This is a genomic window from Serratia sp. D1N4, from assembly GCF_054552755.1.
The window spans coordinates 1,021,988-1,045,128 of sequence record NZ_CM137274.1 but is presented as its reverse complement, the minus strand read 5'-3'; the positions used below and the strand labels follow the sequence as shown (position 1 = coordinate 1,045,128).

Here is a 23,141-nt window from a genome sequence, read left to right as displayed (position 1 = left end):
CTACTTCGTCTCTAAAAACACCTTCGGTGTTGTAAGGTTAAGCCTCACGGTTCATTAGTACTGGTTAGCTCAATGCATCGCTGCACTTACACACCCAGCCTATCAACGTCTTAGTCTTAAACGTTCCTTCAGGGACCTTAAAGGCCCAGGGAAGACTCATCTCGAGGCAAGTTTCGCGCTTAGATGCTTTCAGCGCTTATCTTTTCCGCACTTAGCTACCGGGCAGTGCCATTGGCATGACAACCCGAACACCAGTGGTGCGTTCACTCCGGTCCTCTCGTACTAGGAGCAACCCCTCTCAATCTTCCAACGCCCACGGCAGATAGGGACCGAACTGTCTCACGACGTTCTAAACCCAGCTCGCGTACCACTTTAAATGGCGAACAGCCATACCCTTGGGACCTACTTCAGCCCCAGGATGTGATGAGCCGACATCGAGGTGCCAAACACCGCCGTCGATATGAACTCTTGGGCGGTATCAGCCTGTTATCCCCGGAGTACCTTTTATCCGTTGAGCGATGGCCCTTCCATTCAGAACCACCGGATCACTAAGACCTACTTTCGTACCTGCTCGAGCCGTCACTCTCGCAGTCAAGCTAGCTTATGCCTTTGCACTAACCTCACGATGTCCGACCGTGATTAGCTAACCTTCGTGCTCCTCCGTTACTCTTTGGGAGGAGACCGCCCCAGTCAAACTACCCACCAGACACTGTCCTCACCCCGGATTACGGGGCCGAGTTAGAACATCAAACATTAAAGGGTGGTATTTCAAGGTTGGCTCCATGCAGACTGGCGTCCACACTTCAATGCCTCCCACCTATCCTACACATCAAGGCTCAATGTTCAGTGTCAAGCTATAGTAAAGGTTCACGGGGTCTTTCCGTCTTGCCGCGGGTACACTGCATCTTCACAGCGAGTTCAATTTCACTGAGTCTCGGGTGGAGACAGCCTGGCCATCATTACGCCATTCGTGCAGGTCGGAACTTACCCGACAAGGAATTTCGCTACCTTAGGACCGTTATAGTTACGGCCGCCGTTTACTGGGGCTTCGATCAAGAGCTTCGCGTTGCCGCTAACCCCATCAATTAACCTTCCAGCACCGGGCAGGCGTCACACCGTATACGTCCACTTTCGTGTTTGCACAGTGCTGTGTTTTTATTAAACAGTTGCAGCCAGCTGGTATCTGCGACTGGCTTCAGCTCCGAGAGCAAGTCTCTTCACCTACGCGCCAGCGTGCCTTCTCCCGAAGTTACGGCACCATTTTGCCTAGTTCCTTCACCCGAGTTCTCTCAAGCGCCTGGGTATTCTCTACCTGACCACCTGTGTCGGTTTGGGGTACGATTCTGTGTTACCTGGAGCTTAGAGGCTTTTCCTGGAAGCTTGGCATCAACCACTTCTGCACCGTAGTGCATCGTCATCACGCCTCAGGGTTGAATAAGAGAACGGATTTACCAATTCTCTCCCCCTACACGCTTAAACCGGGACAACCGTCGCCCGGCTAGCCTAGCCTTCTCCGTCCCCCCTTCGCAGTAACACCGAGTACGGGAATATTAACCCGTTTCCCATCGACTACGCCTTTCGGCCTCGCCTTAGGGGTCGACTCACCCTGCCCCGATTAACGTTGGACAGGAACCCTTGGTCTTCCGGCGAGCGGGTTTTTCACCCGCTTTATCGTTACTTATGTCAGCATTCGCACTTCTGATACCTCCAGCAGCCCTCACAGACCACCTTCAACGGCTTACAGAACGCTCCCCTACCCAACAACGCCTAAGCGTCGCTGCCGCAGCTTCGGTGCATGGTTTAGCCCCGTTACATCTTCCGCGCAGGCCGACTCGACCAGTGAGCTATTACGCTTTCTTTAAATGATGGCTGCTTCTAAGCCAACATCCTGGCTGTCTATGCCTTCCCACATCGTTTCCCACTTAACCATGACTTTGGGACCTTAGCTGGCGGTCTGGGTTGTTTCCCTCTTCACGACGGACGTTAGCACCCGCCGTGTGTCTCCCGTGATAACATTCTTCGGTATTCGGAGTTTGCATCGGGTTGGTAAGCCGGGATGGCCCCCTAGCCGAAACAGTGCTCTACCCCCGAAGATGAGTTCACGAGGCGCTACCTAAATAGCTTTCGGGGAGAACCAGCTATCTCCCGGTTTGATTGGCCTTTCACCCCCAGCCACAAGTCATCCGCTAATTTTTCAACATTAGTCGGTTCGGTCCTCCAGTTAGTGTTACCCAACCTTCAACCTGCCCATGGCTAGATCACCGGGTTTCGGGTCTATACCTTGCAACTAGACGCCCAGTTAAGACTCGGTTTCCCTACGGCTCCCCTATTCGGTTAACCTTGCTACAAAATATAAGTCGCTGACCCATTATACAAAAGGTACGCAGTCACCCAACTAGTAGGCTCCCACTGCTTGTACGTACACGGTTTCAGGTTCTATTTCACTCCCCTCGCCGGGGTTCTTTTCGCCTTTCCCTCACGGTACTGGTTCACTATCGGTCAGTCAGGAGTATTTAGCCTTGGAGGATGGTCCCCCCATATTCAGACAGGATGTCACGTGTCCCGCCCTACTCATCGAACTCACAGTGCATGCATTTTAGTGTACGGGGCTATCACCCTTTACTGCGCGACTTTCCAGACGCTTCCACTAACACACCCACTGATTCAGGTTCTGGGCTCTTCCCCGTTCGCTCGCCGCTACTGGGGGAATCTCGGTTGATTTCTTTTCCTCGGGGTACTTAGATGTTTCAGTTCCCCCGGTTCGCCTCGTATGGCTATGTATTCACCATACGATAGTGCAACGAATTGCACTGGGTTTCCCCATTCGGGTATTGCCGGTTGTAACGCTTCATATCAGCTTACCGACACTTTTCGCAGATTAGCACGCCCTTCATCGCCTCTGACTGCCTAGGCATCCACCGTGTACGCTTAGTCACTTAACCTCACAACCCGAAGGTGTTTCCTGTAAACAGGAGACAACCGTCGTGCTGTAAACAATTGAGAGACTCTCTGACAGGTTAGTCCTTACCCCAATAACTCTACGGAGGGATAAGTTTCAGCTATCAGGTTTCAATTTTCAGCTTGTTCCAGATTGTTAAAGAGCAATATCGTAAACACGACTTGTGAAAGTCATCTTTACGTTATTTTCGGTTCCGCAAGAACCGGTGATAATGTCTTTCACTCATTATCGGATGGCGTCCCCAAGGGGATTCGAACCCCTGTTACAGCCGTGAAAGGGCAGTGTCCTAGGCCTCTAGACGATGGGGACACGAAAATCCGATTAAACAGAAACTCTTAATCGGTTCGTATCAGCATGAGTCCAGAAGACTCATTACATCAACAGGTAGCGCTTTTGCTCATTACTTTCTATCAGACAATCTGTTGTGAGCACTCACTCGAATCAATATCGTTAGGTAAGGAGGTGATCCAACCGCAGGTTCCCCTACGGTTACCTTGTTACGACTTCACCCCAGTCATGAATCACAAAGTGGTAAGCGCCCTCCCGAAGGTTAAGCTACCTACTTCTTTTGCAACCCACTCCCATGGTGTGACGGGCGGTGTGTACAAGGCCCGGGAACGTATTCACCGTAGCATTCTGATCTACGATTACTAGCGATTCCGACTTCATGGAGTCGAGTTGCAGACTCCAATCCGGACTACGACATACTTTATGAGGTCCGCTGGCTCTCGCGAGTTTGCTTCTCTTTGTATATGCCATTGTAGCACGTGTGTAGCCCTACTCGTAAGGGCCATGATGACTTGACGTCATCCCCACCTTCCTCCGGTTTATCACCGGCAGTCTCCTTTGAGTTCCCACCATCACGTGCTGGCAACAAAGGATAAGGGTTGCGCTCGTTGCGGGACTTAACCCAACATTTCACAACACGAGCTGACGACAGCCATGCAGCACCTGTCTCACGGTTCCCGAAGGCACCAAGCTATCTCTAGCAAGTTCCGTGGATGTCAAGAGTAGGTAAGGTTCTTCGCGTTGCATCGAATTAAACCACATGCTCCACCGCTTGTGCGGGCCCCCGTCAATTCATTTGAGTTTTAACCTTGCGGCCGTACTCCCCAGGCGGTCGACTTAACGCGTTAGCTCCGGAAGCCACGCCTCAAGGGCACAACCTCCAAGTCGACATCGTTTACAGCGTGGACTACCAGGGTATCTAATCCTGTTTGCTCCCCACGCTTTCGCACCTGAGCGTCAGTCTTTGTCCAGGGGGCCGCCTTCGCCACCGGTATTCCTCCAGATCTCTACGCATTTCACCGCTACACCTGGAATTCTACCCCCCTCTACAAGACTCTAGCTTGCCAGTTTCAAATGCAGTTCCCACGTTAAGCGCGGGGATTTCACATCTGACTTAACAAACCGCCTGCGTGCGCTTTACGCCCAGTAATTCCGATTAACGCTTGCACCCTCCGTATTACCGCGGCTGCTGGCACGGAGTTAGCCGGTGCTTCTTCTGCGAGTAACGTCAATCAATCGCGCTATTAACACGACTGCCTTCCTCCTCGCTGAAAGTGCTTTACAACCCGAAGGCCTTCTTCACACACGCGGCATGGCTGCATCAGGCTTGCGCCCATTGTGCAATATTCCCCACTGCTGCCTCCCGTAGGAGTCTGGACCGTGTCTCAGTTCCAGTGTGGCTGGTCATCCTCTCAGACCAGCTAGGGATCGTCGCCTAGGTGAGCCATTACCTCACCTACTAGCTAATCCCATCTGGGCACATCCGATGGTGTGAGGCCCGAAGGTCCCCCACTTTGGTCCGAAGACGTTATGCGGTATTAGCTACCGTTTCCAGTAGTTATCCCCCTCCATCGGGCAGTTTCCCAGACATTACTCACCCGTCCGCCGCTCGCCGGCAAAGTAGCAAGCTACTTTCCGCTGCCGCTCGACTTGCATGTGTTAGGCCTGCCGCCAGCGTTCAATCTGAGCCATGATCAAACTCTTCAATTAAAAGTTCGATTTGCTTTAACAAGTAAAGCGATGCTCAAAGATTACTTTCTGCAAATGCATTGCCCTTGCGGGTCAATGTATACTGCTTTGGTCACTCTTCAAGACTTGATATTTTTTGCCACCAAGGTGGCTGGATATCGTCTTGTGAGTGCCCACACAGATTGTCTGATAAATTGTTAAAGAGCGTTGGTTACCGGCATGTTTCTCGGTAACGCGGGAGGCAGATAATACGCTTTCCCGCTGAAGAGTCAACCTTTTTTTCCCTTGCGAGATGCGGTGTTTTCACCGGGTTGCTTCTTCCTGGCTGGGCGAACTGTTCTCGTTAGAGTAGTCGTTGTTCCCGGTCAGTGGAGGCGCATTATAGGGAGTTCTCAGAGCGCCGCAACCCCTAAATTCAAAAAACGTTTCAAGCGTTCAAAAAACAGCCAAAACCACCGTTATAGAACATTTACCGTCCAGAAAAGAACCGCTTTCAGCCATTTGAGCAGGGGAAATGTATCAACCACGCTAAACAAAAAGAAAAGGGGCAGTAAAAACCGCCCCTTCTATCACTATAAATAACCGCCGTGTTTATTGTTTGGCAACAATATGGTCGTTTTCCACATCCAGCGTCACTGGCTTGCCCGGTATCAGCTTTCCAGAAAGGATTTGCTGCGCCAATGGGTTTTCAATTTCCTGCTGGATGGCACGTTTCAATGGCCGAGCACCATAAACAGGGTCATAACCGGTTTTACCCAACAGTTCCAACGCAGGCTCTGTGATACTCACTTCATAGCCACGCTCTTCCAGACGTTTGTACAGGCGTGCCAACTGAATCTTGGCAATCTGCGCGATATGTTTGCGGCCGAGCGGATGGAAGACCACTACCTCATCGATACGGTTGATGAATTCTGGCCGGAAATGATGGCTCACCATCTCCATCACCGATTCCTTCATCTGCGTATAGTTAACCTTACCAAAGTGCTCTTGAATCATGTCGGAGCCCAGGTTAGAGGTCATGATCACCACGGTATTGCGGAAATCTACGGTACGGCCTTGCCCATCGGTCAGGCGCCCGTCATCCAACACTTGCAATAGAATGTTGAACACATCTGGATGAGCTTTTTCCACTTCATCCAACAGGATCACCGAATAAGGCCGACGACGTACCGCCTCTGTCAGATAACCACCTTCTTCATAACCGACATAACCCGGAGGTGCCCCGACCAGCCTGGAGACAGAGTGCTTCTCCATAAACTCGGACATATCGATACGCACCATTGCGTCATCACTGTCGAACAGAAACGAAGCCAGCGCTTTACACAGTTCGGTTTTACCCACACCAGTCGGGCCGAGGAACAGGAATGAACCGATCGGCCGATTCGGATCTGAAAGACCCGCGCGGCTACGACGAATGGCGTTAGATACCGCAACCACCGCTTCATCCTGGCCAATCACCCGCGAATGCAGCTCCTGCTCAAGGCGCAACAGCTTATCGCGCTCGCCTTCCAGCATTCTGGCGACCGGAATACCGGTGGCTTTTGCCAGCACTTCGGCAATCTCTGCATCAGTAACACGGTTACGCAGCAGCTTCATGGTCTTGCCTTCCGCCAGTGTCGCGGCCGCAAGCTGTTTTTCCAGCTCTGGAATTTTGCCGTACTGCAACTCAGACATGCGTGCAAGGTCGCCTGAGCGGCGTGCCTGCTCAAGGGCAATCTTGGCCTGTTCGAGCTCGGCCTTGATATTCTGCGTACCAGAAAGAGAGGCTTTTTCCGCTTTCCACTCTTCTTCCAGTTCAGAATACTCACGCTCTTTCTGATCTAGCTCACTGCTCAGCATTTCCAGGCGTTTTTTACTGGCATCATCAGACTCTTTATTCAGCGCCTGCTGCTCCAGTTTCAACTGAATGATACGACGCTCTAGACGATCGAGTGATTCCGGTTTAGAGTCCATCTGCATACGAATGCTGGATGCCGCTTCATCGATCAGGTCGATGGCTTTATCCGGCAACTGGCGATCGGAAATATAGCGATGCGACAAAGTCGCAGCAGCCACGATCGCCGGATCGGTAATCTGCACATGGTGATGCAGTTCATAACGTTCTTTCAGGCCACGCAGAATGGCGATGGTATCTTCGACCGTCGGTTCTGCTACATAGACTTTCTGGAAACGGCGCTCAAGCGCAGCATCCTTCTCTATATACTGACGATACTCATTCAACGTGGTTGCCCCCACACAGTGCAGTTCACCACGAGCAAGCGCCGGCTTGAGCATGTTGCCAGCGTCCATAGCACCGTCGGCCTTACCGGCCCCCACCATAGTATGCAGTTCGTCGATAAACAGAATGACGCTGCCTTCCTGTTTGGAGAGATCGCTCAACACGCCTTTCAGGCGTTCCTCAAACTCGCCGCGGTATTTTGCCCCGGCAATCAGAGCGCCCATATCCAGAGAGAGTACGCGCTTATGCTTAAGCCCTTCAGGCACTTCGCCATTAATGATGCGTTGCGCCAGGCCTTCGACGATGGCGGTCTTACCGACACCCGGTTCACCAATCAGAACGGGGTTATTCTTGGTTCGACGCTGCAATACCTGAATGGTACGGCGGATCTCTTCATCACGGCCAATAACCGGGTCAAGCTTGCCCTGCTCAGCACGCTCGGTGAGATCGATGGTGTATTTCTTCAATGCCTGACGCTGGTCTTCCGCACCTTGATCATCCACGCTGTCACCGCCTCGCATTTGTTCAATGGCTTTGGAGAGTTTATCGGCCGTTGCGCCAGCCGCTTTCAGCAGATCGGTCAACGTACCGCGATCTTCAAGCACCGCCAGAACAAACAGCTCGGAAGAAATGAATTTGTCGGCGCGCTTTTGCGCCAGTTTGTCGCACAGGTTGAGTACGCGCACCAGTTCGTGTGACGGTTGAACATCACCACCGGTACCTTCAACCTGCGGCAAACGGGTTAAAGCCTGATCGATCTCGCTGCGTATACGCCCAGCGTCGATCCCGGCAGAAGTTAACAATGGGCGAACCGTCCCCCCATCCTGATTGAGCAATGCGCTCATCAAATGTAACGGTTCGATAAATTGATTGTCGCGCCCTAAGGCCAAGGATTGAGCATCGGCGAGGGCAAGCTGGAATTTGTTGGTAAGACGATCCAGACGCATAACACCTCCAATATAGTGCAGAATTGCTACAGGAGATTAAATGAGGTCATCCCTCAAATTTTCAAGGTTATTCCGACACTATATTATTAGTACAACGTCATGCATCTGTGGATCGTCCTAGGGCAGTAGGTTATATCACCCAGATCAAACTTGCCAGACGTCCAGTCACTCCATCACGCCGATAGGAGAAAAAATGACTCATTTCGGTCACTGTGCAACGATTTCCGCCATAAATGGCGAAAATACCCGCACGTTGAAGGCGCTGGCGAGCCAAAAGGTAGATATCAGCGAGAAATTTATCGCCACGAGGTGTAAACGCTGAAGCAGCAGCAATATCGGCAGCAATAAACGCCGCACGGACCTCTGCCCCAACTTCAAACCGCTGCGGGCCGATAGCTGGGCCAAGCCAGGCGGTGACCTTGCCCGGCGCAGCAGCAAAGCGTTCTACTGTACGTTCCAATACACCATCACAGAGCCCACGCCAACCCGCATGGGCTGCTGCCACTTCATCACCTGCCTGTGAAGCAAACAGTACAGGCAGGCAATCCGCCGTCATCACCGCACACACTTGCCCGGCCACGTTGCTGTAAACCGCATCGGCCTGTAAGTCATCAGGCGCTTGCCCGTCTAACGCCAACACGCGTGTTCCATGTACCTGTTCCAGCCAGACAGGCATCTGCGGCAGACCAGCCCCCGCCACCAGCCGTTGGCGGTTACAGGCTACCGCTTGTGCATCATCACCCACGTGCGTGCCCAGATTCAATGAATCATAAGGCGGCAGGCTGATACCTCCATGGCGAGTAGTGCTACAGGCTTTTACGCCTGCAGGCATCGGCCAATCGGGCAGAATGAGCGCATCCATTACCAATCCATTTGGTCTTTGAATTCTTCGGTATCGGCTTTCAGGGCGTCGATCAGATCAACCATATCCTGCGGCAATGGCGCATGCCATTCCATCTGGATACCGCTGATAGGGTGATACAAACGCAGCATCGTAGCGTGCAGAGCCTGACGATCAAACCCACGCAGCGTGTTGATAAACGCCTCCGATGCCCCTTTTGGTGGACGCGGACGGCCGCCATACAGCGGATCGCCCACCAACGGGTGGTTGATATGCGACATATGCACACGGATTTGGTGGGTACGCCCGGTTTCCAGACGCAAACGCAGACGAGTATGCGCGCGGAAATGTTCCATGATGCGGTAATGGGTAACCGCAGGTTTCCCCATTGGATGCACGGCCATATGGGTACGTTTGGTGGAGTGGCGCGCAATCGGCTCTTCCACCGTGCCACCCGCCGTCATGGTACCAATCGCCACCGCTTCATATTCACGGGTGATTTCACGTGCCTGTAGCGCTTCCACTAGGCGGGTTTGTGCCGGGACGGTTTTTGCCACGACCATCAGGCCGGTAGTGTCTTTGTCCAGGCGGTGCACGATACCAGCACGCGGTACATCGGCAATTTCCGGATAATAATGCAGCAGTGCATTGAGCACCGTGCCATCTGGGTTGCCAGCACCTGGGTGCACCACAAAATCGCGAGGTTTGTTAATCACCAAAATATCGGCATCTTCATAGACGATATCCAATGCGATGTCCTGCGGTTCCCAACGGGCATCTTCTTCGATCTGTGCATCAATGGCGACCGTTTCTCCCCCCAGTACCTTCTCTTTCGGCTTGTTTACCGTTTTGCCATTGACCTGTACCCGATCTTCCAGGATCCAATCTTTTATGCGTGATCTTGAATAATCAGGGAACAATTCGGCCAAAGCCTGATCTAAACGTTGTCCGAGTTGAGTTTCGGCCACCGTTGCGGTGAGTTGTACTTGTTGTGCCATATGCAGGATTCTTCGTTAACGTTGGGTTTTCACGGCGATGCCGTTTAATATAATGTGCTATTGTAACTGGTCTTTTGTCGGGAGCTTAACGGACAGTCTCCCGGAATAACACCCTGAGGATAATCAAAACGTCATGACGCGTATGAAATATCTGGTGGCGGCAGCCACGTTGAGCCTGGCGCTGGCAGGTTGCTCCACATCCAAGGATGCGGTTCCCGACAACCCACCTTCGGAAATCTATGCTACTGCCCAGCAAAAACTGCAGGACGGTGACTTTAAGGGCGCGATTAAACAACTCGAAGCGTTAGATAACCGCTATCCTTTCGGGCCATACTCCCAGCAGGTCCAGTTGGATCTGATTTACGCCTACTATAAATCTGCCGATTTACCGATGGCGCAAGCCTCTATCGATCGCTTTATGCGCTTGAACCCAACGCATCCGAACATTGATTACGTCATGTACATGCGCGGTTTGACAGATATGGCGCTGGATGACAGTGCGTTGCAAGGCTTCTTCGGGGTTGACCGTTCTGACCGCGATCCGCAACACGCCCGCACTGCATTCCGCGATTTCAGCCAGCTGCTTCAGCAGTATCCGAACAGCCAATACGCCACAGACACTTACAAACGTCTGGTGTTCCTGAAAAACCGTCTGGCCAAGTATGAGCTTTCAGTGGCGGAATACTACACTAAACGCGGTGCTTACGTCGCGGTTGTTAATCGTGTTGAGCAGATGATGCGTGAATTCCCGGATACCAAAGCGACTCGTGATGCGTTACCGCTGATGGAAAATGCCTACCGTCAACTGGAGCTGAATGCTCAAGCCGACAAAGTGGCGAAAATCATTGCCGCCAACCCGGCATAACGATTCTAACCGTCACAAACATAAAAAACGGCAGCTTCGGCTGCCGTTTTCATTGGTGATAAACTCAATCGACCAAGAATAAATTCACGATAATAAACAAAATATTAACAAGGTTATGCCACCTGTTAACCTATCGATAATGCGCGTTCTGCCACTCAGACTCAAGTGTTAGATAACTGTTTCAGAGTCTAAATCACAGATTGCGCTAACTTTGCAAAAAGTGACAAAAATACGTGATCTCTTTCACCCACTTCAGCAAAAAGCGCGTTATGCTGAATACATCCAAGACGGAAAGACAGAGAGGTAGGTTATATGACAATCAACATTACCAGCAAACAAATGGATATCACCCCCGCAATCCGTAGTCACGTCGAAGACCGTCTCACCAAACTGGATAAATGGCAGGCTCAACTGATCAACCCGCATATCGTTTTATCTAAAGAACCTAAAGGGTTTGCTGTAGATGCCACCATTACCACACCTAACGGCCCGCTGGTTGCCAGCGCAAAACATGAAGACATGTATACCGCCGTTAATGACCTGATCGCCAAACTTGAGCGTCAGCTGAATAAAGTGCAGCACAAGAGCGAAGCGCGCCGCGCCTACGCCAGTGTGAAAGACCTTGCTCCAGAAGTGACACCGGAAGAGTAAGCACCTTTTCATGATTGTTTCGTATCAAACGCGCCCTCGGGCGCGTTTTTTGATTGCCGGTTTTTATTGACACAGAGAAAAGCCAGCGGTTACCTTAAACCTGCTCACACATACTTTTTGGACACCCATGACCCGTAAACCGTTTTTCTTCGCATTCTTTTTTACCTTCCCCTGATTGGGAGGCGTTTCGTCGTGTGATAAAGAATGCGAAGACGAACAACCAAGCCTCCTGAAAACAGGGGGCTTTTTTTATGGCTATTTAACGATTATAAGAACACAAGATAAGGCTGATTATGACTGACAACCCGTTACTCGTACTGCGCGAACGCATCAGCGCACTGGACCTGAAACTGCTGGCACTGCTGGCAGAGCGCCGTGAGCTGGCGCTAGAGGTGGGCAAAACCAAGCTGCACTCACACCGGCCGATTCGCGATAAAGAGCGTGAACGCGATCTGCTGGATGCGCTGATTAGCGCCGCCAAACCTTATGATCTTGACGGTTTTTACGTCACCCGCCTGTTCCAATTGATCATTGAAGACTCCGTGCTCACCCAGCAGACACTGTTGCAGCATCAGCTTAACCAAATCAGCCAGCACTCTGCGCGCATTGCCTTCCTCGGCCCCAAAGGCTCCTATTCGCATCTCGCGGCGCGCCAATACAGTGCCCGCCATTTCGATCAGTTGATCGAATGCGGCTGCCAGAAATTCCAGGATATCTTTACCCAGGTTGAAACCGGCCAGGCGGATTACGCCATTCTGCCAATCGAAAACACCAGTTCCGGTTCAATCAACGACGTGTATGACCTACTGCAACATACCAGCCTGTCGATCGTAGGTGAGCTTACGTTGCCGATCGATCACTGCGTGCTGGTCGCGAGCCAAACTGACCTGAACCAGATCGAGATCGTTTACAGCCATCCGCAGCCTTTCCAACAGTGCAGCCAGTTTATTAATCGTTATCCACACTGGAAAATCGAGTATTGCGAAAGCACCGCCGCCGCGATGGAGAAAGTGGCCGAACTAAATTCGCCAAAGGCTGCGGCATTGGGCAGTGAAGCCGGTGGTGCGCTCTACCACCTGCAAGTACTTGAGCATAATCTGGCTAACCAGCAGCAGAACATCACCCGTTTCATCGTGCTGGCACGCAAAGCGATCGAAGTCTCTGAGCAGGTTCCGGCCAAAACCACGCTGATTATGGCCACCGGCCAACAGTCAGGTGCGCTGGTAGAAGCGTTATTGGTGTTACGTGACAACGGCATCATCATGACCAAGCTGGAATCACGCCCGATCAACGGCAATCCGTGGGAAGAGATGTTCTATATTGATGTGCAGGCCAACCTGCGTTCTGAATCCATGCAGAAAGCGTTGAAAGACCTGACCCTGATTACCCGTTCACTGAAGGTATTGGGGTGCTATCCGAGCGAAAATGTGGTGCCGGTAAACCCATCTTGATGCCAAAAAAAGAGGTTCGACAATGTCGAACCTCTTATCAATCAAGCAGCATGACCATTATTGGCGGCTGTCATTCGCCTGGCGCAACAACGAGCGGCTCTCCACCAGGAAACGCTGAGCATAATCACCAAACCAGTGTTCCACTTTCTGGAAGCTTTGGATAAACGCCTGTTTATCGCCATGCTCCAGCAACTGAATCGCCTCACCAAAACGCTGATAATAGCGTTTGATCAGATGAATATTTTCGTCTGAAGACATAATGATATCTGCATACAACTGCGGATCCTGGGCAAACAACCGGCCCACCATCGCCAGCTCCAGCCGGTAGATCGGTGAAGACAGCGCCAGCAGTTGTTCCAGTTGGACATTCTCTTCTGCCAGATGCAAACCATAGGCAAAGGTCGCGAAATGTCGCAATGCCTGGATAAAAGCCATGTTCTGGTCGTGCTCAACGGCGCTGATGCGGTGTAACCGCGCGCCCCAGACCTGCAATTGTTCCAGCAGCCACTGATAGGCTTCAGGTTGGCGCCCATCGCAATACACCACCACCTGCTTGGCAACGCTGCCAACATCGGGGCCAAACATCGGGTGAAGCCCAAGTACCGGCCCACCGTGAGCCGCCAGCATCGCTTGCAGCGGCCGGTTTTTGACCGACGCCAAATCGACCAAAATGCAGTCTTCCGGCAGTGGTGGTAACTGGCCGATCACCTGTTCTGTGACGTGGATAGGCACGCTGACGATCACCATGCCGGCATCTGCCAGCAAGGTATCGGCCTGCGGCCAATCTTCCTGATCCAACACCTTCACCTGATAACCGGATAAGGTCAGCAGGCGATTAAACAAACGCCCCATCTGGCCATTGCCGCCGATAATGACAATCGGACGCAATTGCGGGCACAGCGTTTTAAAACCTTTGTCGTTCTCACTGGTGTAGGATTCGCGCATCACCCGACGCAGCACATCCTCAATCAAGTCCGGCGGCACACCAAGGCCTTCAGCCTCTTTACGGCGCGAGGCCAGCATCGCCGCCTCACGCTCAGGCACGTAGACCGGTAAACCGTAGTGGCTTTTGACTTCCCCCACTTCCGCGACCAGTTCCAGGCGCTTTGCCAACAGACCCAGCAATGCTTTATCTACTTCGTCAATTTGATCGCGTAATGCGGTCAGTTCAGCCACCATAACTCACTATTCTCCAGTGCGAGCCATCAGCACCGCGCCGAGTTCCTGATGCATTTGGCGCAGCAGGGTTTCCGTACTTTCCCAGTTGATGCAGGCATCGGTCACTGAAACACCGTAACGCATTTCTGCACGCGGTTGCTCAGACGACTGATTCCCTTCGTGCAGATTGCTCTCCAGCATAATACCGGTGATCGAACGGTTACCCGCTTTGATCTGCTCAACGACGGACTCGGCAACGGCCGGCTGACGGCGATAGTCTTTATTTGAGTTGCCATGGCTGCAATCTATCATCAAGGACGGCTGGAGTCCTGCATCCTGCATCTGTTTTTCGCAAGCAGCAACGTGTTCCGCGCTGTAGTTTGGCGTCTTGCCTCCGCGCAGGATCACGTGGCCGTCTGGGTTGCCCTGAGTTTGCAGCAAGCACACCTGCCCAGCCTGATTGATCCCGACGAAGCGGTGTTGCATCGAAGCCGCACGCATAGCGTTGATCGCCGTACCTAGGCTACCGTCGGTGCCATTTTTGAAGCCGACCGGCATTGAGAGACCGGAGGCCATCTCGCGGTGCGTCTGGGATTCCGTAGTACGCGCGCCGATCGCCGACCAACTGAACAGATCGCCTAAATATTGTGGGCTGTTAGGATCCAACGCTTCGGTGGCCAACGGCAAGCCCATGCCCACCAGATCCAGCAGCAGGCGACGCGCGATGTGTAAACCAGCTTCAACATCAAAGGTTCCATCCATATGCGGATCGTTGATCAAACCTTTCCAGCCGACCGTGGTTCTTGGCTTTTCAAAATAGACACGCATAACGATATATAGCTGATCGCTCAATTCAGCCGACAGGGTTTGCAAACGACGCGCGTAATCCAGCGCTGCATCCGGATCATGGATCGAACAAGGCCCGCACACCACCAACAGACGGTGATCCTGCCCTTTCAGAATGTTGGCAATAGTTTGGCGCGCAGCCGAGATTTCATTCTCGTCACGAGCACTGAGCGGGTGTTGGTTTTTCAGCTCTTCCGGGGTAATCAGAACCTGTTCTGCACTGATATGTACGTTGTTGAGCGCGTCTTTTTGCATGATGCTATTCCTGTCTTGTGCCGTTATACGTGAGCGTTGATAGAACATTAAGCGTTATAGCGCCTACATTACCATGCCATGTAAAGATTTCAATCCATTTACTGTAAATAAAAAATTACCACCATAAAAAACCTTGATAAAGCAGACCAAAAACCACCCACAGACAAATTCAATAAATTGATAAATAAGGATAAAACTAAGTCACGCTGAGTTTTCACAGTTCATCAGCTTGTAAAATGGAGTCAATAACTTCAGAAATGCAAACAATTTACGTACAAAAATGTTTACACACTTGTGAGATCCAGATTCGTTGAAAAAGTATCACGCCTTGCAGCAAATCCTCTGCGTAAAAAATAATCAGCATCAGTAGCAACATAAAGCGGCCAATAAATTAAACAACTAAAGAACAATTACCCTACAATTAACTGGCAATTGATTTTCAATCATTATTCATTTCCATTAATTCCTGCAGATTTAAAACAAGTATTGAATAAACATTGCTTAATCTCACAGTTATCCCCTGCCAAATAAATAATCATGACTGCAAATCGTTTGCACCTCTTAAGAGGTAATCTGCACAGACAGAGCCCGCCTCATCTGCCTTAAGGGGTGATAACCATTAGCAGTTTTTCATTTCTCACAAGGGACACTCATGATAACTCTGGAATTCGCGATTATTATTCTCTGCTTATTAGTCGGCACCCGATTTGGTGGTATGGGGCTGGGCTTAATTAGCGGCATTGGTTTATTCCTGTTGTGCTTTATATTCGGGCTTGAGCCTGGAAAACCTCCTGTTGATGTCATGCTGACTATTCTGGCGGTCATTGGCTGTGCCTCGGTGTTGCAAACCGCGGGTGGCCTGAACGTTATGATGCAATATGCCGAACGACTGCTGCGCCGTCACCCACAGCACATTACGCTGCTAGCCCCGTTAACCACCTGGACGCTGACCTTCCTGTGCGGTACTGGGCACGTGGTTTACACCATGTTCCCGATTATCTCCGACATCGCTATTAAAAAAGGGATCCGCCCGGAACGCCCGATGGCCGTAGCCTCCGTCGCTTCGCAAATGGCCATTACCGCATCACCGGTTTCCGTGGCGGTTGTCTCATTGGTTTCGATCATCGCGGCCGGTCATGGCATCGGTAAGGCTTATACGCTGGTTGAAATTCTTGCGGTATCCATCCCAGCGTCGCTGGTGGGGGTACTGATGGCCGCCTTGTGGAGCCTGCGCCGTGGTAAAGATCTGGATAAAGACCCGGAGTTCCAGGCAAAAATTCAGGACCCAGAACAACGCGCTTACATTTATGGCAGTACCGAAACGCTGCTCAACCAAAAATTCCCGAAACAGGCTTATTGGTCCACCGCCATTTTCTTCGCCGCTATCGCTATCGTGGTGCTGTTGGGGGCTTTTGCCGATATGCGTCCTTCATTTGTTGATGCAAAAGGTGCGCTGAAGCCACTGTCAATGAATCTGGTCATCCAGATGATGATGTTGATTGCCGGTGCCGTCATCCTGATGGGCTGCAAAGTGAAACCGGGTGACATTGCCAACGGCGCCGTGTTCAAGGCCGGGATGGTGGCGATATTCTCGGTATTCGGCGTGGCCTGGATGAGTGATACCTTCTTCCAGGCGCATATGGGCGATTTAAAGCTGCTGCTGGAAGATGTCGTCAAAAGCCAACCCTGGACCTACGCGATCGTTCTGTTCCTGGTTTCTAAGCTGGTTAACAGCCAAGCCGCTGCTCTGACCGCAATTGCCCCTATGGCGTTGCAATTAGGCGTTGACCCAAAAATGTTACTGGCCTTCTTCCCAGCGGCTTACGGTTACTTTGTATTGCCAACTTACCCTAGCGATTTGGCCTGTATTGGTTTTGACCGCTCAGGGACAACGCGGATCGGCAAATTTATCATCAACCACAGCTTTATCATTCCAGGGTTGATCGGTGTGCTGAGCTCCTGCATCACCGGTTATATTTTGGTGACCACCTTCCTGTAAAACCCCTGCACGGCAACGGGCCGCTACCGTTGCCGTGTAACCAAGCCCGTCTCAATACCCCGTTCAACATTAAGGCTAATAAGCACTTTATGCTACTAATGCCAGAAAATGCAGTAGAAGAAAAATGAATAAGTAGCGAATGAAAATTAAAAACTTAAGCTAATCGAGGCTATTTTTGTCGCAGTGACGAACCGATATAATGTGACAGTTATCACTTATTATCACTCTTAACAACTGGATCCAAAATGCTCTCTTTACGCGCTCGTCGCGCCATTCCGCTGTATTTCAGCTGCTTGACCGCTTTCACCAGTATCCCAGCCCTTGCCGACAACACCCTCTTCACCGCGATGGACGATCCGTCGACCGCCAAGAAGCCGTTTGATGGGAATATTCAGGCGGGTTATAACGCCCAGTCTGGCAACTCGCAGAACTCCACGCTGTTAGCCAACACCACCATGACCTGGTTTAACAGCGATGCCGCTTACAGCCTGTGGGGGGCAGCGAACAATAGTACGTCTTCCAATGTGCGCTCCTCAGAAAGATATCAGGCAAGTGGCCGTACCCGTCAGAATCTGACCAGCCGTAACTATATGTTTGGTCAGGCCGGTTGGTTGAACGATCGCTTCAACGGTTATAATTCACGTACGACCGTGACCGGGGGTTATGGTCGCCAGATCTTCAACGGCCCACTTCATGACCTGCGTGTGGAATTCGGCCCTGGGGTTCGCCACGATGAATATCGCGGTGGTGGTCGCTCTACCCGTGCTCTGGCCTACGGTGCAGCTAACTATTCTTACCGGTTGACGGACAATGCTCGTTTCTCAGAAGGTTTATCCGCGCTGGCTAACGATGAAACCACCATCAACTCAGAAACCGCGCTGAACGTATCAATCAACAACGATTTCTCTTTGCGCTTGGCTTACACCGTGACTTACAACAGTAAGCCGCCAGCATCAGCACCAAAGAACACGGATACCACCACCTCAGTCACGCTGGTTTACGGTTTGTAATTCTCTCGCTTTCCAGCCTCTCTCTTCTAAGCCCATCATTGATGGGCTTTTTTTATACTTACCACGCTGCATTACACATTCTGCTAAAAAAAATCATATCTCACTTGACGACTTTAGCAATTAGCTTAATACTGTATGTATATACAGTTATTATGACCAGCAAGAATAGATCGTTAGGGGACATCGGTATTTTTTCTTGAGTGTGGTTTAACTCAATAGCGTTTTATCAAGAGGGGGTTTCTATGATGCATTGTCCACTGTGTGGCAGCGTGGCACACACTCGCTCCAGTCGTTATTTGACTGAGTCGACTAAAGAACGTTATCACCAATGCCAGAACATTAATTGCAGTTGCACGTTTGCCACCCATGAATCGGTAGCCCGTGTCATTGTAAAACCTGGTGATATCGTTCCGGCGCAACCGCATCCGGAAAAAGGCAAGCAGCGCGCCACAGCAACACTGTAATAGGTTTTCTATGTGACTGACCACGTGCATTTCCATTGGCAAACACGATTTGGCAGTAACCCGTTTTTTTGCATAAATAAATATCCTCCGGCATAGCCGGAGGTTTTTCATATGCGCCTATAAGGCTCTGTTACCTGCCGCGCCCTAACAGGCGCATCGCGATCTGACATTTGCATCTATGCATTACTTACGGCCCGTAAACGGGCTGCCCGGATACGGGATCGACAACTGCTCACCCATCTTATCCTCTTCCAGTTGGTGCTTTATGTATTCTTGTATCCTGGCTGTATTTTTACCAACCGTATCAACGTAATACCCTCGACACCAAAACTCCCTGTTACGGTATTTGAACTTCAAATCGCCAAACTGCTCATAGAGCATCAGGCTGCTCTTTCCCTTCAGATATCCCATAAAGCCCGACACACTCATCTTCGGTGGGATTTCCAGAAGCATATGGATGTGATCCACACAACATTCTGCCTCCAGAATATTCACGTTCTTCCATTCGCACAGCTTTCTTAAGATACTGCCAATCGCTCTGCGCTTTTCCCCGTAGAACACCTGTCTTCGGTACTTCGGCGCAAATACTATGTGATATTTACAGTTCCATCGCGTGTGCGCTAAGCTCTTTTCGTCCCTCATAGGGACCCCCTTTTGATTTCTTGTTGAATATTTGCAGTTGCCAGACCGCAAACTGTTTTAACAAATCAAAAGGGGTTTTTATAACTGGCTCAAAGCTGAAAGCTTTACGGAACCTCCAGCCTAGCTGGAGGTTTTCTGTGCACAAAAAAAGGGGCTTACCATAACGGTAAGCCCCTGATAGCTATTAACTTTCGGATGTAACCTTAGTTAACGCGGTTCAGACGCTCTTTGATACGAGCAGACTTACCAGTACGCTCACGCAGGTAGTACAGTTTGGCTTGACGAACGGCACCACGACGCTTAACAGTAATGCTGTCGATTACTGGGGAGTGAGTCTGGAATACACGCTCAACACCTTCGCCGTTGGAAATCTTACGAACAGTGAATGCAGAGTGCAGACCGCGGTTACGGATAGCGATAACCACGCCCTCGAATGCCTGCAGACGTTTTTTGCTACCTTCAACGACCCATACCTTAACTTCCACGGAATCACCCGGACGGAATGCAGGTACGTCTTGCTTCATCTGCTCTTGTTCAATTTGCTTAATAATGTTGCTCATAATATGTCTCTTACCCTAGGTAAACTGATATATCGGTCCCGTCTGTGTCAGACGTTCCCTTCATAGTCCTGTTACTTGGCCTGATGTTCCCGTTGGAACTCAGCCAGCAACACCGCTTGCTCGTCAGTCAGAGCTAGGCTTTCTAGAAGTTCAGGTCTTCTAAGCCAGGTACGGCCCAGCGACTGCTTTAAGCGCCAGCGACGTATCTCGGCATGGTTGCCCGACAGTAAAACTGGCGGAACCTCCATCCCTTCCAACACCTCGGGGCGGGTGTAGTGTGGGCAGTCCAGCAATCCATCAACAAAAGAGTCCTCTTCTGCTGAAGCCTGATGGCCCAGCACACCCGGTATAAAACGGGCGACTGAATCAATCAGGGTCATTGCCGGCAGTTCCCCACCGCTGAGAACGTAATCGCCGATTGACCATTCTTCGTCAATTTCGGTTTGGATCACGCGCTCATCAACCCCTTCGTAGCGACCACACACCAGAATCATCTTCTGGTTAGCCGCCAGTTCGCGCACACCGGTTTGATCCAGCTTGCGCCCCTGAGGTGACAGATAAATCACCTTTGCTCCCTCGCCTGCCGCTGCTTTTGCTGCATGAATGGCTTCCCGCAAAGGTTGCACCATCATCAACATTCCCGGTCCGCCGCCGTAAGGGCGCTCGTCCACGGTACGATGCCGGTCGTAGGTGAAGTCACGTGGACTCCAACACTGCACGCTCAGCAGGCCATTTTTTACTGCCCGGCCAGTCACCCCGTAATCGGTGATTGCGCGGAACATCTCAGGAAACAGGCTTACAATACCAATGAACACCAGCCAATCCCCATCTTGTTATTCCACTTGCTTCGACCGCTGAATCCGGAGGTCAAAAACCAGGATCCCACTCTGCCTCAATAATCTTGGCAGCGAGATCGACTTTCTTGATAACCTGCCCATGAAGAAACGGGACCAACCGCTCCTTCATGCCAAATGCATCTTTCAGGTTTGCCCGCACGACCATCACGTCGTTTGAACCGGTTTCCATCATATCGACGACTTTACCCAGTTCGTATCCGGAAGTGGCGATTACCTGGCAGCCCATCAGGTCTTTCCAGTAATAATCATCGCCTTCCAGCGGAGGCAACTGCTCGGAATCTACCACAATCTCGCAATTGGTCAGTAAATTCGCCGCATCCCGATCGTCAATACCTTTAACTTTGATGATCAGATCCTGACTGTGGCGCTTCCAGTCTTCCAACTCGACAAGCTGCCACTTACCTGCCAGCTGGATAAACCAGGGCTGATAGTCAAATATGCTTTCGGCATTTTCGGTGGATGAAAACACTCTGAGCCAACCACGAATGCCGTAAGTAGACCCCATTTTACCGAGTACTATCGGCGCGATCGGTGCTACCGGTTTGAGTTGCTTGCTCATTGCCACCACCGCGACAGATTAAGCTGCTTTCTTGGCTTCTTTGATCAGCGCAGAAACGCGATCAGAAACCGTTGCACCCAGACCTTGCCAGTGCTCAATGCGATCCAGGTCCAGACGCAGTGCTTCAGCCTGACCAGATGCGATCGGGTTGAAAAAGCCTACGCGCTCGATGAAACGACCATCACGAGCATTGCGGCTGTCGGTCACTACTACTTGATAGAACGGACGCTTTTTAGCGCCGCCACGTGCCAAACGAATTGTTACCATAACATCCTCTTTAGTTAATAAAACAGCCGGGCCCCATTGAGGGAACGGGGCCCGGTTGCAATATAAAAAGCCCGAAAATTTTACTCATTTTGGCGCAAAAAGCAATCTAAAGCGTCGATTGCCAAGAATTCGTTTTTGCAGCCATGATACTTTCAGGCGGTTTTTACCGCGAACGGCAAATCGTTGAACGCGTTCACATCCACAGATGCAAACGGCTTTAGCGGCCTGGGAAGCCAGGCGGCATCATACCTTTCATGCCACGCATCATCTTCGCCATACCGCCTTTCTTCATCTTTTTCATCATGCGCTGCATATCGTCGAACTGTTTCAGCAAGCGGTTAACGTCCTGCACCTGCATGCCAGAACCCATCGCGATACGGCGTTTGCGCGAGCCCTTGATAATTTCAGGCTTGGCGCGCTCTTTCAGCGTCATGGAGTTGATGATCGCCTCCATACGCACCAGAACTTTATCGTCCATCTGCGATTTCACGTTATCCGGCAGTTGCCCGGCACCCGGCAGTTTACTCAGCATGCTGGCCATACCGCCCATGTTACGCATCTGCTTCAACTGCTCCAGGAAGTCGGTCAGATCGAAACCGTCGCCCTTCTTCAGCTTGTTAGCCAGTTTTTCCGCCTGCGCACGGTCAACTTTGCTTTCAATATCCTCGATCAGCGACAGCACATCGCCCATGCCGAGAATACGTGAAGCCACGCGGTCTGGGTGGAACGGCTCCAGCGCGTCGGTTTTTTCACCCACGCCGAGGAATTTGATCGGCTTGCCGGTAATATGGCGAATAGACAACGCCGCACCGCCGCGCGCATCACCATCGACTTTGGTCAACACGACCCCAGTCAGCGGCAGCGCTTCGTTGAACGCTTTAGCGGTATTGGCAGCATCCTGGCCGGTCATGGCATCGACCACAAACAGGGTTTCCACCGGCTTGATCGCCGCGTGTACCTGTTTGATTTCGTCCATCATCGCTTCGTCAACGTGTAAACGGCCAGCGGTATCGACGATCAGCACGTCGTAAAACTTCAGCTTGGCGTGTTGCAGCGCACGGTTAACGATATCGATCGGTTTTTCTTGCACATCAGACGGGAAGAAATCGATCCCCACGCCTTCTGCCAGCGTTTCCAACTGCCGGATCGCCGCTGGGCGATAGACGTCGGCGGAAACCACCAGCACTTTTTTCTTCTGTTTTTCTTTCAGGAACTTGCCGAGCTTAGCCACGCTGGTGGTTTTACCAGCACCTTGCAGGCCCGCCATCAGCACCACGGCCGGTGGCTGCGCCGCCAGGTTCAGCTCATTATTCACTTCGCCCATCGCGGCAATCAGTTCGTTCTTGACGATCTTGACGAACTCTTGGCCCGGCGTCAGGCTCTTGTTCACTTCATGACCAACCGCGCTCTCTTTGACGCGGCTGATGAAGTCACGCACCACCGGCAGCGCAACGTCCGCTTCCAGCAGAGCCATACGCACTTCGCGCAGGGTGTCTTTAATATTATCTTCGGTCAGCCGCCCACGGCCGCTGATATTGCGCAGGGTGCGCGACAATCGATCGGTTAAATTTTCAAACATCGTCTCATGCTCAACGTAAGAGTCAGGCCGCAGTGGCG

General features: G+C 51.5%; 18 protein-coding genes, 1 tRNA gene, 2 rRNA genes and 1 other annotated feature. Of the genes, 7 read left to right on the top strand and 14 right to left on the bottom strand.

Translation table 11 applies throughout. The features are described 5' to 3' along the window. Positions 1-33 precede the first annotated feature (33 nt). From ACX1CU_RS04490 to rluD, 6 genes are all read right to left on the bottom strand, one after another. A 23S ribosomal RNA gene (locus tag ACX1CU_RS04490) occupies positions 34-2,942 on the bottom strand. A 250-nt stretch (positions 2,943-3,192) separates the two neighbouring features. Beyond that, positions 3,193-3,268, bottom strand: a tRNA-Glu gene (locus ACX1CU_RS04485). Positions 3,269-3,414: 146 nt separating this feature from the next. After that, positions 3,415-4,957, bottom strand: a 16S ribosomal RNA gene (locus tag ACX1CU_RS04480). Together the 16S and 23S rRNA genes with 1 tRNA gene alongside form the textbook arrangement of a ribosomal RNA operon. 570 nt (positions 4,958-5,527) lie before the next feature. Further along, positions 5,528-8,101, bottom strand: a complete 2,574-nt coding sequence (clpB, locus tag ACX1CU_RS04475; protein ID WP_459401424.1) for an ATP-dependent chaperone ClpB — start codon at positions 8,099-8,101, stop codon at positions 5,528-5,530. Positions 8,102-8,231: 130 nt separating this feature from the next. Next, a complete protein-coding gene (gene yfiH / locus ACX1CU_RS04470; RefSeq protein WP_459401423.1) occupies positions 8,232-8,963 on the bottom strand; it encodes a purine nucleoside phosphorylase YfiH in 732 nt (243 codons plus the stop codon). Beyond that, the gene (rluD, locus tag ACX1CU_RS04465) at positions 8,963-9,940 is read right to left on the bottom strand and encodes a 23S rRNA pseudouridine(1911/1915/1917) synthase RluD (RefSeq protein ID WP_459401422.1); all 978 of its coding nucleotides are present in this window, start codon (positions 9,938-9,940) and stop codon (positions 8,963-8,965) included. The genes yfiH and rluD overlap by 1 nt, the downstream gene beginning before the upstream one ends. A 133-nt stretch (positions 9,941-10,073) precedes the next feature. Here rluD and bamD point away from each other — a divergent pair, with 133 nt between their 5' ends. The 4 genes from bamD to pheA all read left to right on the top strand — a co-directional run bounded on the left by bamD (position 10,074) and on the right by pheA (position 12,907). Then, on the top strand, positions 10,074-10,805 hold the full coding sequence (gene bamD, locus ACX1CU_RS04460) for an outer membrane protein assembly factor BamD (protein WP_459401421.1): 732 nt from the start codon (positions 10,074-10,076) through the stop codon (positions 10,803-10,805). A 312-nt stretch (positions 10,806-11,117) separates the two neighbouring features. Next, positions 11,118-11,456: a ribosome-associated translation inhibitor RaiA gene (gene raiA, locus ACX1CU_RS04455; RefSeq protein ID WP_459401420.1), complete on the top strand. Its 339-nt coding sequence runs from the start codon at positions 11,118-11,120 to the stop codon at positions 11,454-11,456. A gap of 126 nt (positions 11,457-11,582) precedes the next feature. Beyond that, positions 11,583-11,709 (top strand) — a sequence feature (Phe leader region). After that, positions 11,584-11,631 (top strand): hypothetical protein, encoded by a 48-nt coding sequence (locus ACX1CU_RS04450; RefSeq protein WP_197062210.1) that lies wholly within the window; start codon positions 11,584-11,586, stop codon positions 11,629-11,631. Its footprint overlaps the feature before it by 48 nt. 40 nt (positions 11,710-11,749) lie before the next feature. Then, positions 11,750-12,907, top strand: a complete 1,158-nt coding sequence (gene pheA / locus ACX1CU_RS04445; protein WP_459401419.1) for a bifunctional chorismate mutase/prephenate dehydratase — start codon at positions 11,750-11,752, stop codon at positions 12,905-12,907. Positions 12,908-12,964: 57 nt separating this feature from the next. Here pheA and tyrA read toward each other — a convergent pair whose 3' ends face one another. Further along, positions 12,965-14,086, bottom strand: coding sequence for a bifunctional chorismate mutase/prephenate dehydrogenase (gene tyrA / locus ACX1CU_RS04440; RefSeq protein WP_459401418.1), 1,122 nt, complete (start codon positions 14,084-14,086; stop codon positions 12,965-12,967). A 6-nt stretch (positions 14,087-14,092) separates the two neighbouring features. Beyond that, a complete protein-coding gene (locus ACX1CU_RS04435) occupies positions 14,093-15,166 on the bottom strand; it encodes a 3-deoxy-7-phosphoheptulonate synthase (RefSeq protein WP_459401417.1) in 1,074 nt (357 codons plus the stop codon). A gap of 652 nt (positions 15,167-15,818) precedes the next feature. Here ACX1CU_RS04435 and ACX1CU_RS04430 point away from each other — a divergent pair. The 3 genes from ACX1CU_RS04430 to ACX1CU_RS04420 all read left to right on the top strand — a co-directional run bounded on the left by ACX1CU_RS04430 (position 15,819) and on the right by ACX1CU_RS04420 (position 18,639). Continuing rightward, entirely contained in the window at positions 15,819-17,165 is a 1,347-nt protein-coding gene (locus tag ACX1CU_RS04430) for an anaerobic C4-dicarboxylate transporter (protein ID WP_459401416.1), read from the top strand. A gap of 245 nt (positions 17,166-17,410) precedes the next feature. Further along, a complete protein-coding gene (locus ACX1CU_RS04425; protein ID WP_459401415.1) occupies positions 17,411-18,175 on the top strand; it encodes a DUF481 domain-containing protein in 765 nt (254 codons plus the stop codon). A gap of 242 nt (positions 18,176-18,417) precedes the next feature. After that, on the top strand, positions 18,418-18,639 hold the full coding sequence (locus ACX1CU_RS04420) for a DNA-binding transcriptional regulator (protein ID WP_459401414.1): 222 nt from the start codon (positions 18,418-18,420) through the stop codon (positions 18,637-18,639). A gap of 183 nt (positions 18,640-18,822) precedes the next feature. Here the strand turns inward: ACX1CU_RS04420 and tnpA are convergent, their stop codons facing one another. The 6 genes from tnpA to ffh form a co-directional block, all read right to left on the bottom strand. Further along, positions 18,823-19,281, bottom strand: coding sequence for an IS200/IS605-like element IS1541B family transposase (gene tnpA, locus ACX1CU_RS04415; protein ID WP_042659502.1), 459 nt, complete (start codon positions 19,279-19,281; stop codon positions 18,823-18,825). Positions 19,282-19,484: 203 nt separating this feature from the next. Then, positions 19,485-19,841 carry a 50S ribosomal protein L19 gene (gene rplS, locus ACX1CU_RS04410; protein ID WP_004712521.1) on the bottom strand — a complete coding sequence of 119 codons (357 nt, stop codon included), beginning with the start codon at positions 19,839-19,841 and terminating at the stop codon, positions 19,485-19,487. 71 nt (positions 19,842-19,912) lie between these two features. Beyond that, positions 19,913-20,656, bottom strand: a complete 744-nt coding sequence (gene trmD / locus ACX1CU_RS04405; protein ID WP_459401413.1) for a tRNA (guanosine(37)-N1)-methyltransferase TrmD — start codon at positions 20,654-20,656, stop codon at positions 19,913-19,915. Positions 20,657-20,708: 52 nt separating this feature from the next. After that, positions 20,709-21,257 carry a ribosome maturation factor RimM gene (gene rimM / locus ACX1CU_RS04400; RefSeq protein ID WP_459401412.1) on the bottom strand — a complete coding sequence of 183 codons (549 nt, stop codon included), beginning with the start codon at positions 21,255-21,257 and terminating at the stop codon, positions 20,709-20,711. A gap of 18 nt (positions 21,258-21,275) precedes the next feature. Beyond that, positions 21,276-21,524 carry a 30S ribosomal protein S16 gene (gene rpsP / locus ACX1CU_RS04395; RefSeq protein ID WP_037404063.1) on the bottom strand — a complete coding sequence of 83 codons (249 nt, stop codon included), beginning with the start codon at positions 21,522-21,524 and terminating at the stop codon, positions 21,276-21,278. Between the two features lie 217 nt (positions 21,525-21,741). Next, positions 21,742-23,103 carry a signal recognition particle protein gene (gene ffh, locus ACX1CU_RS04390; RefSeq protein WP_459401411.1) on the bottom strand — a complete coding sequence of 454 codons (1,362 nt, stop codon included), beginning with the start codon at positions 23,101-23,103 and terminating at the stop codon, positions 21,742-21,744. Positions 23,104-23,141: the final 38 nt, after the last annotated feature.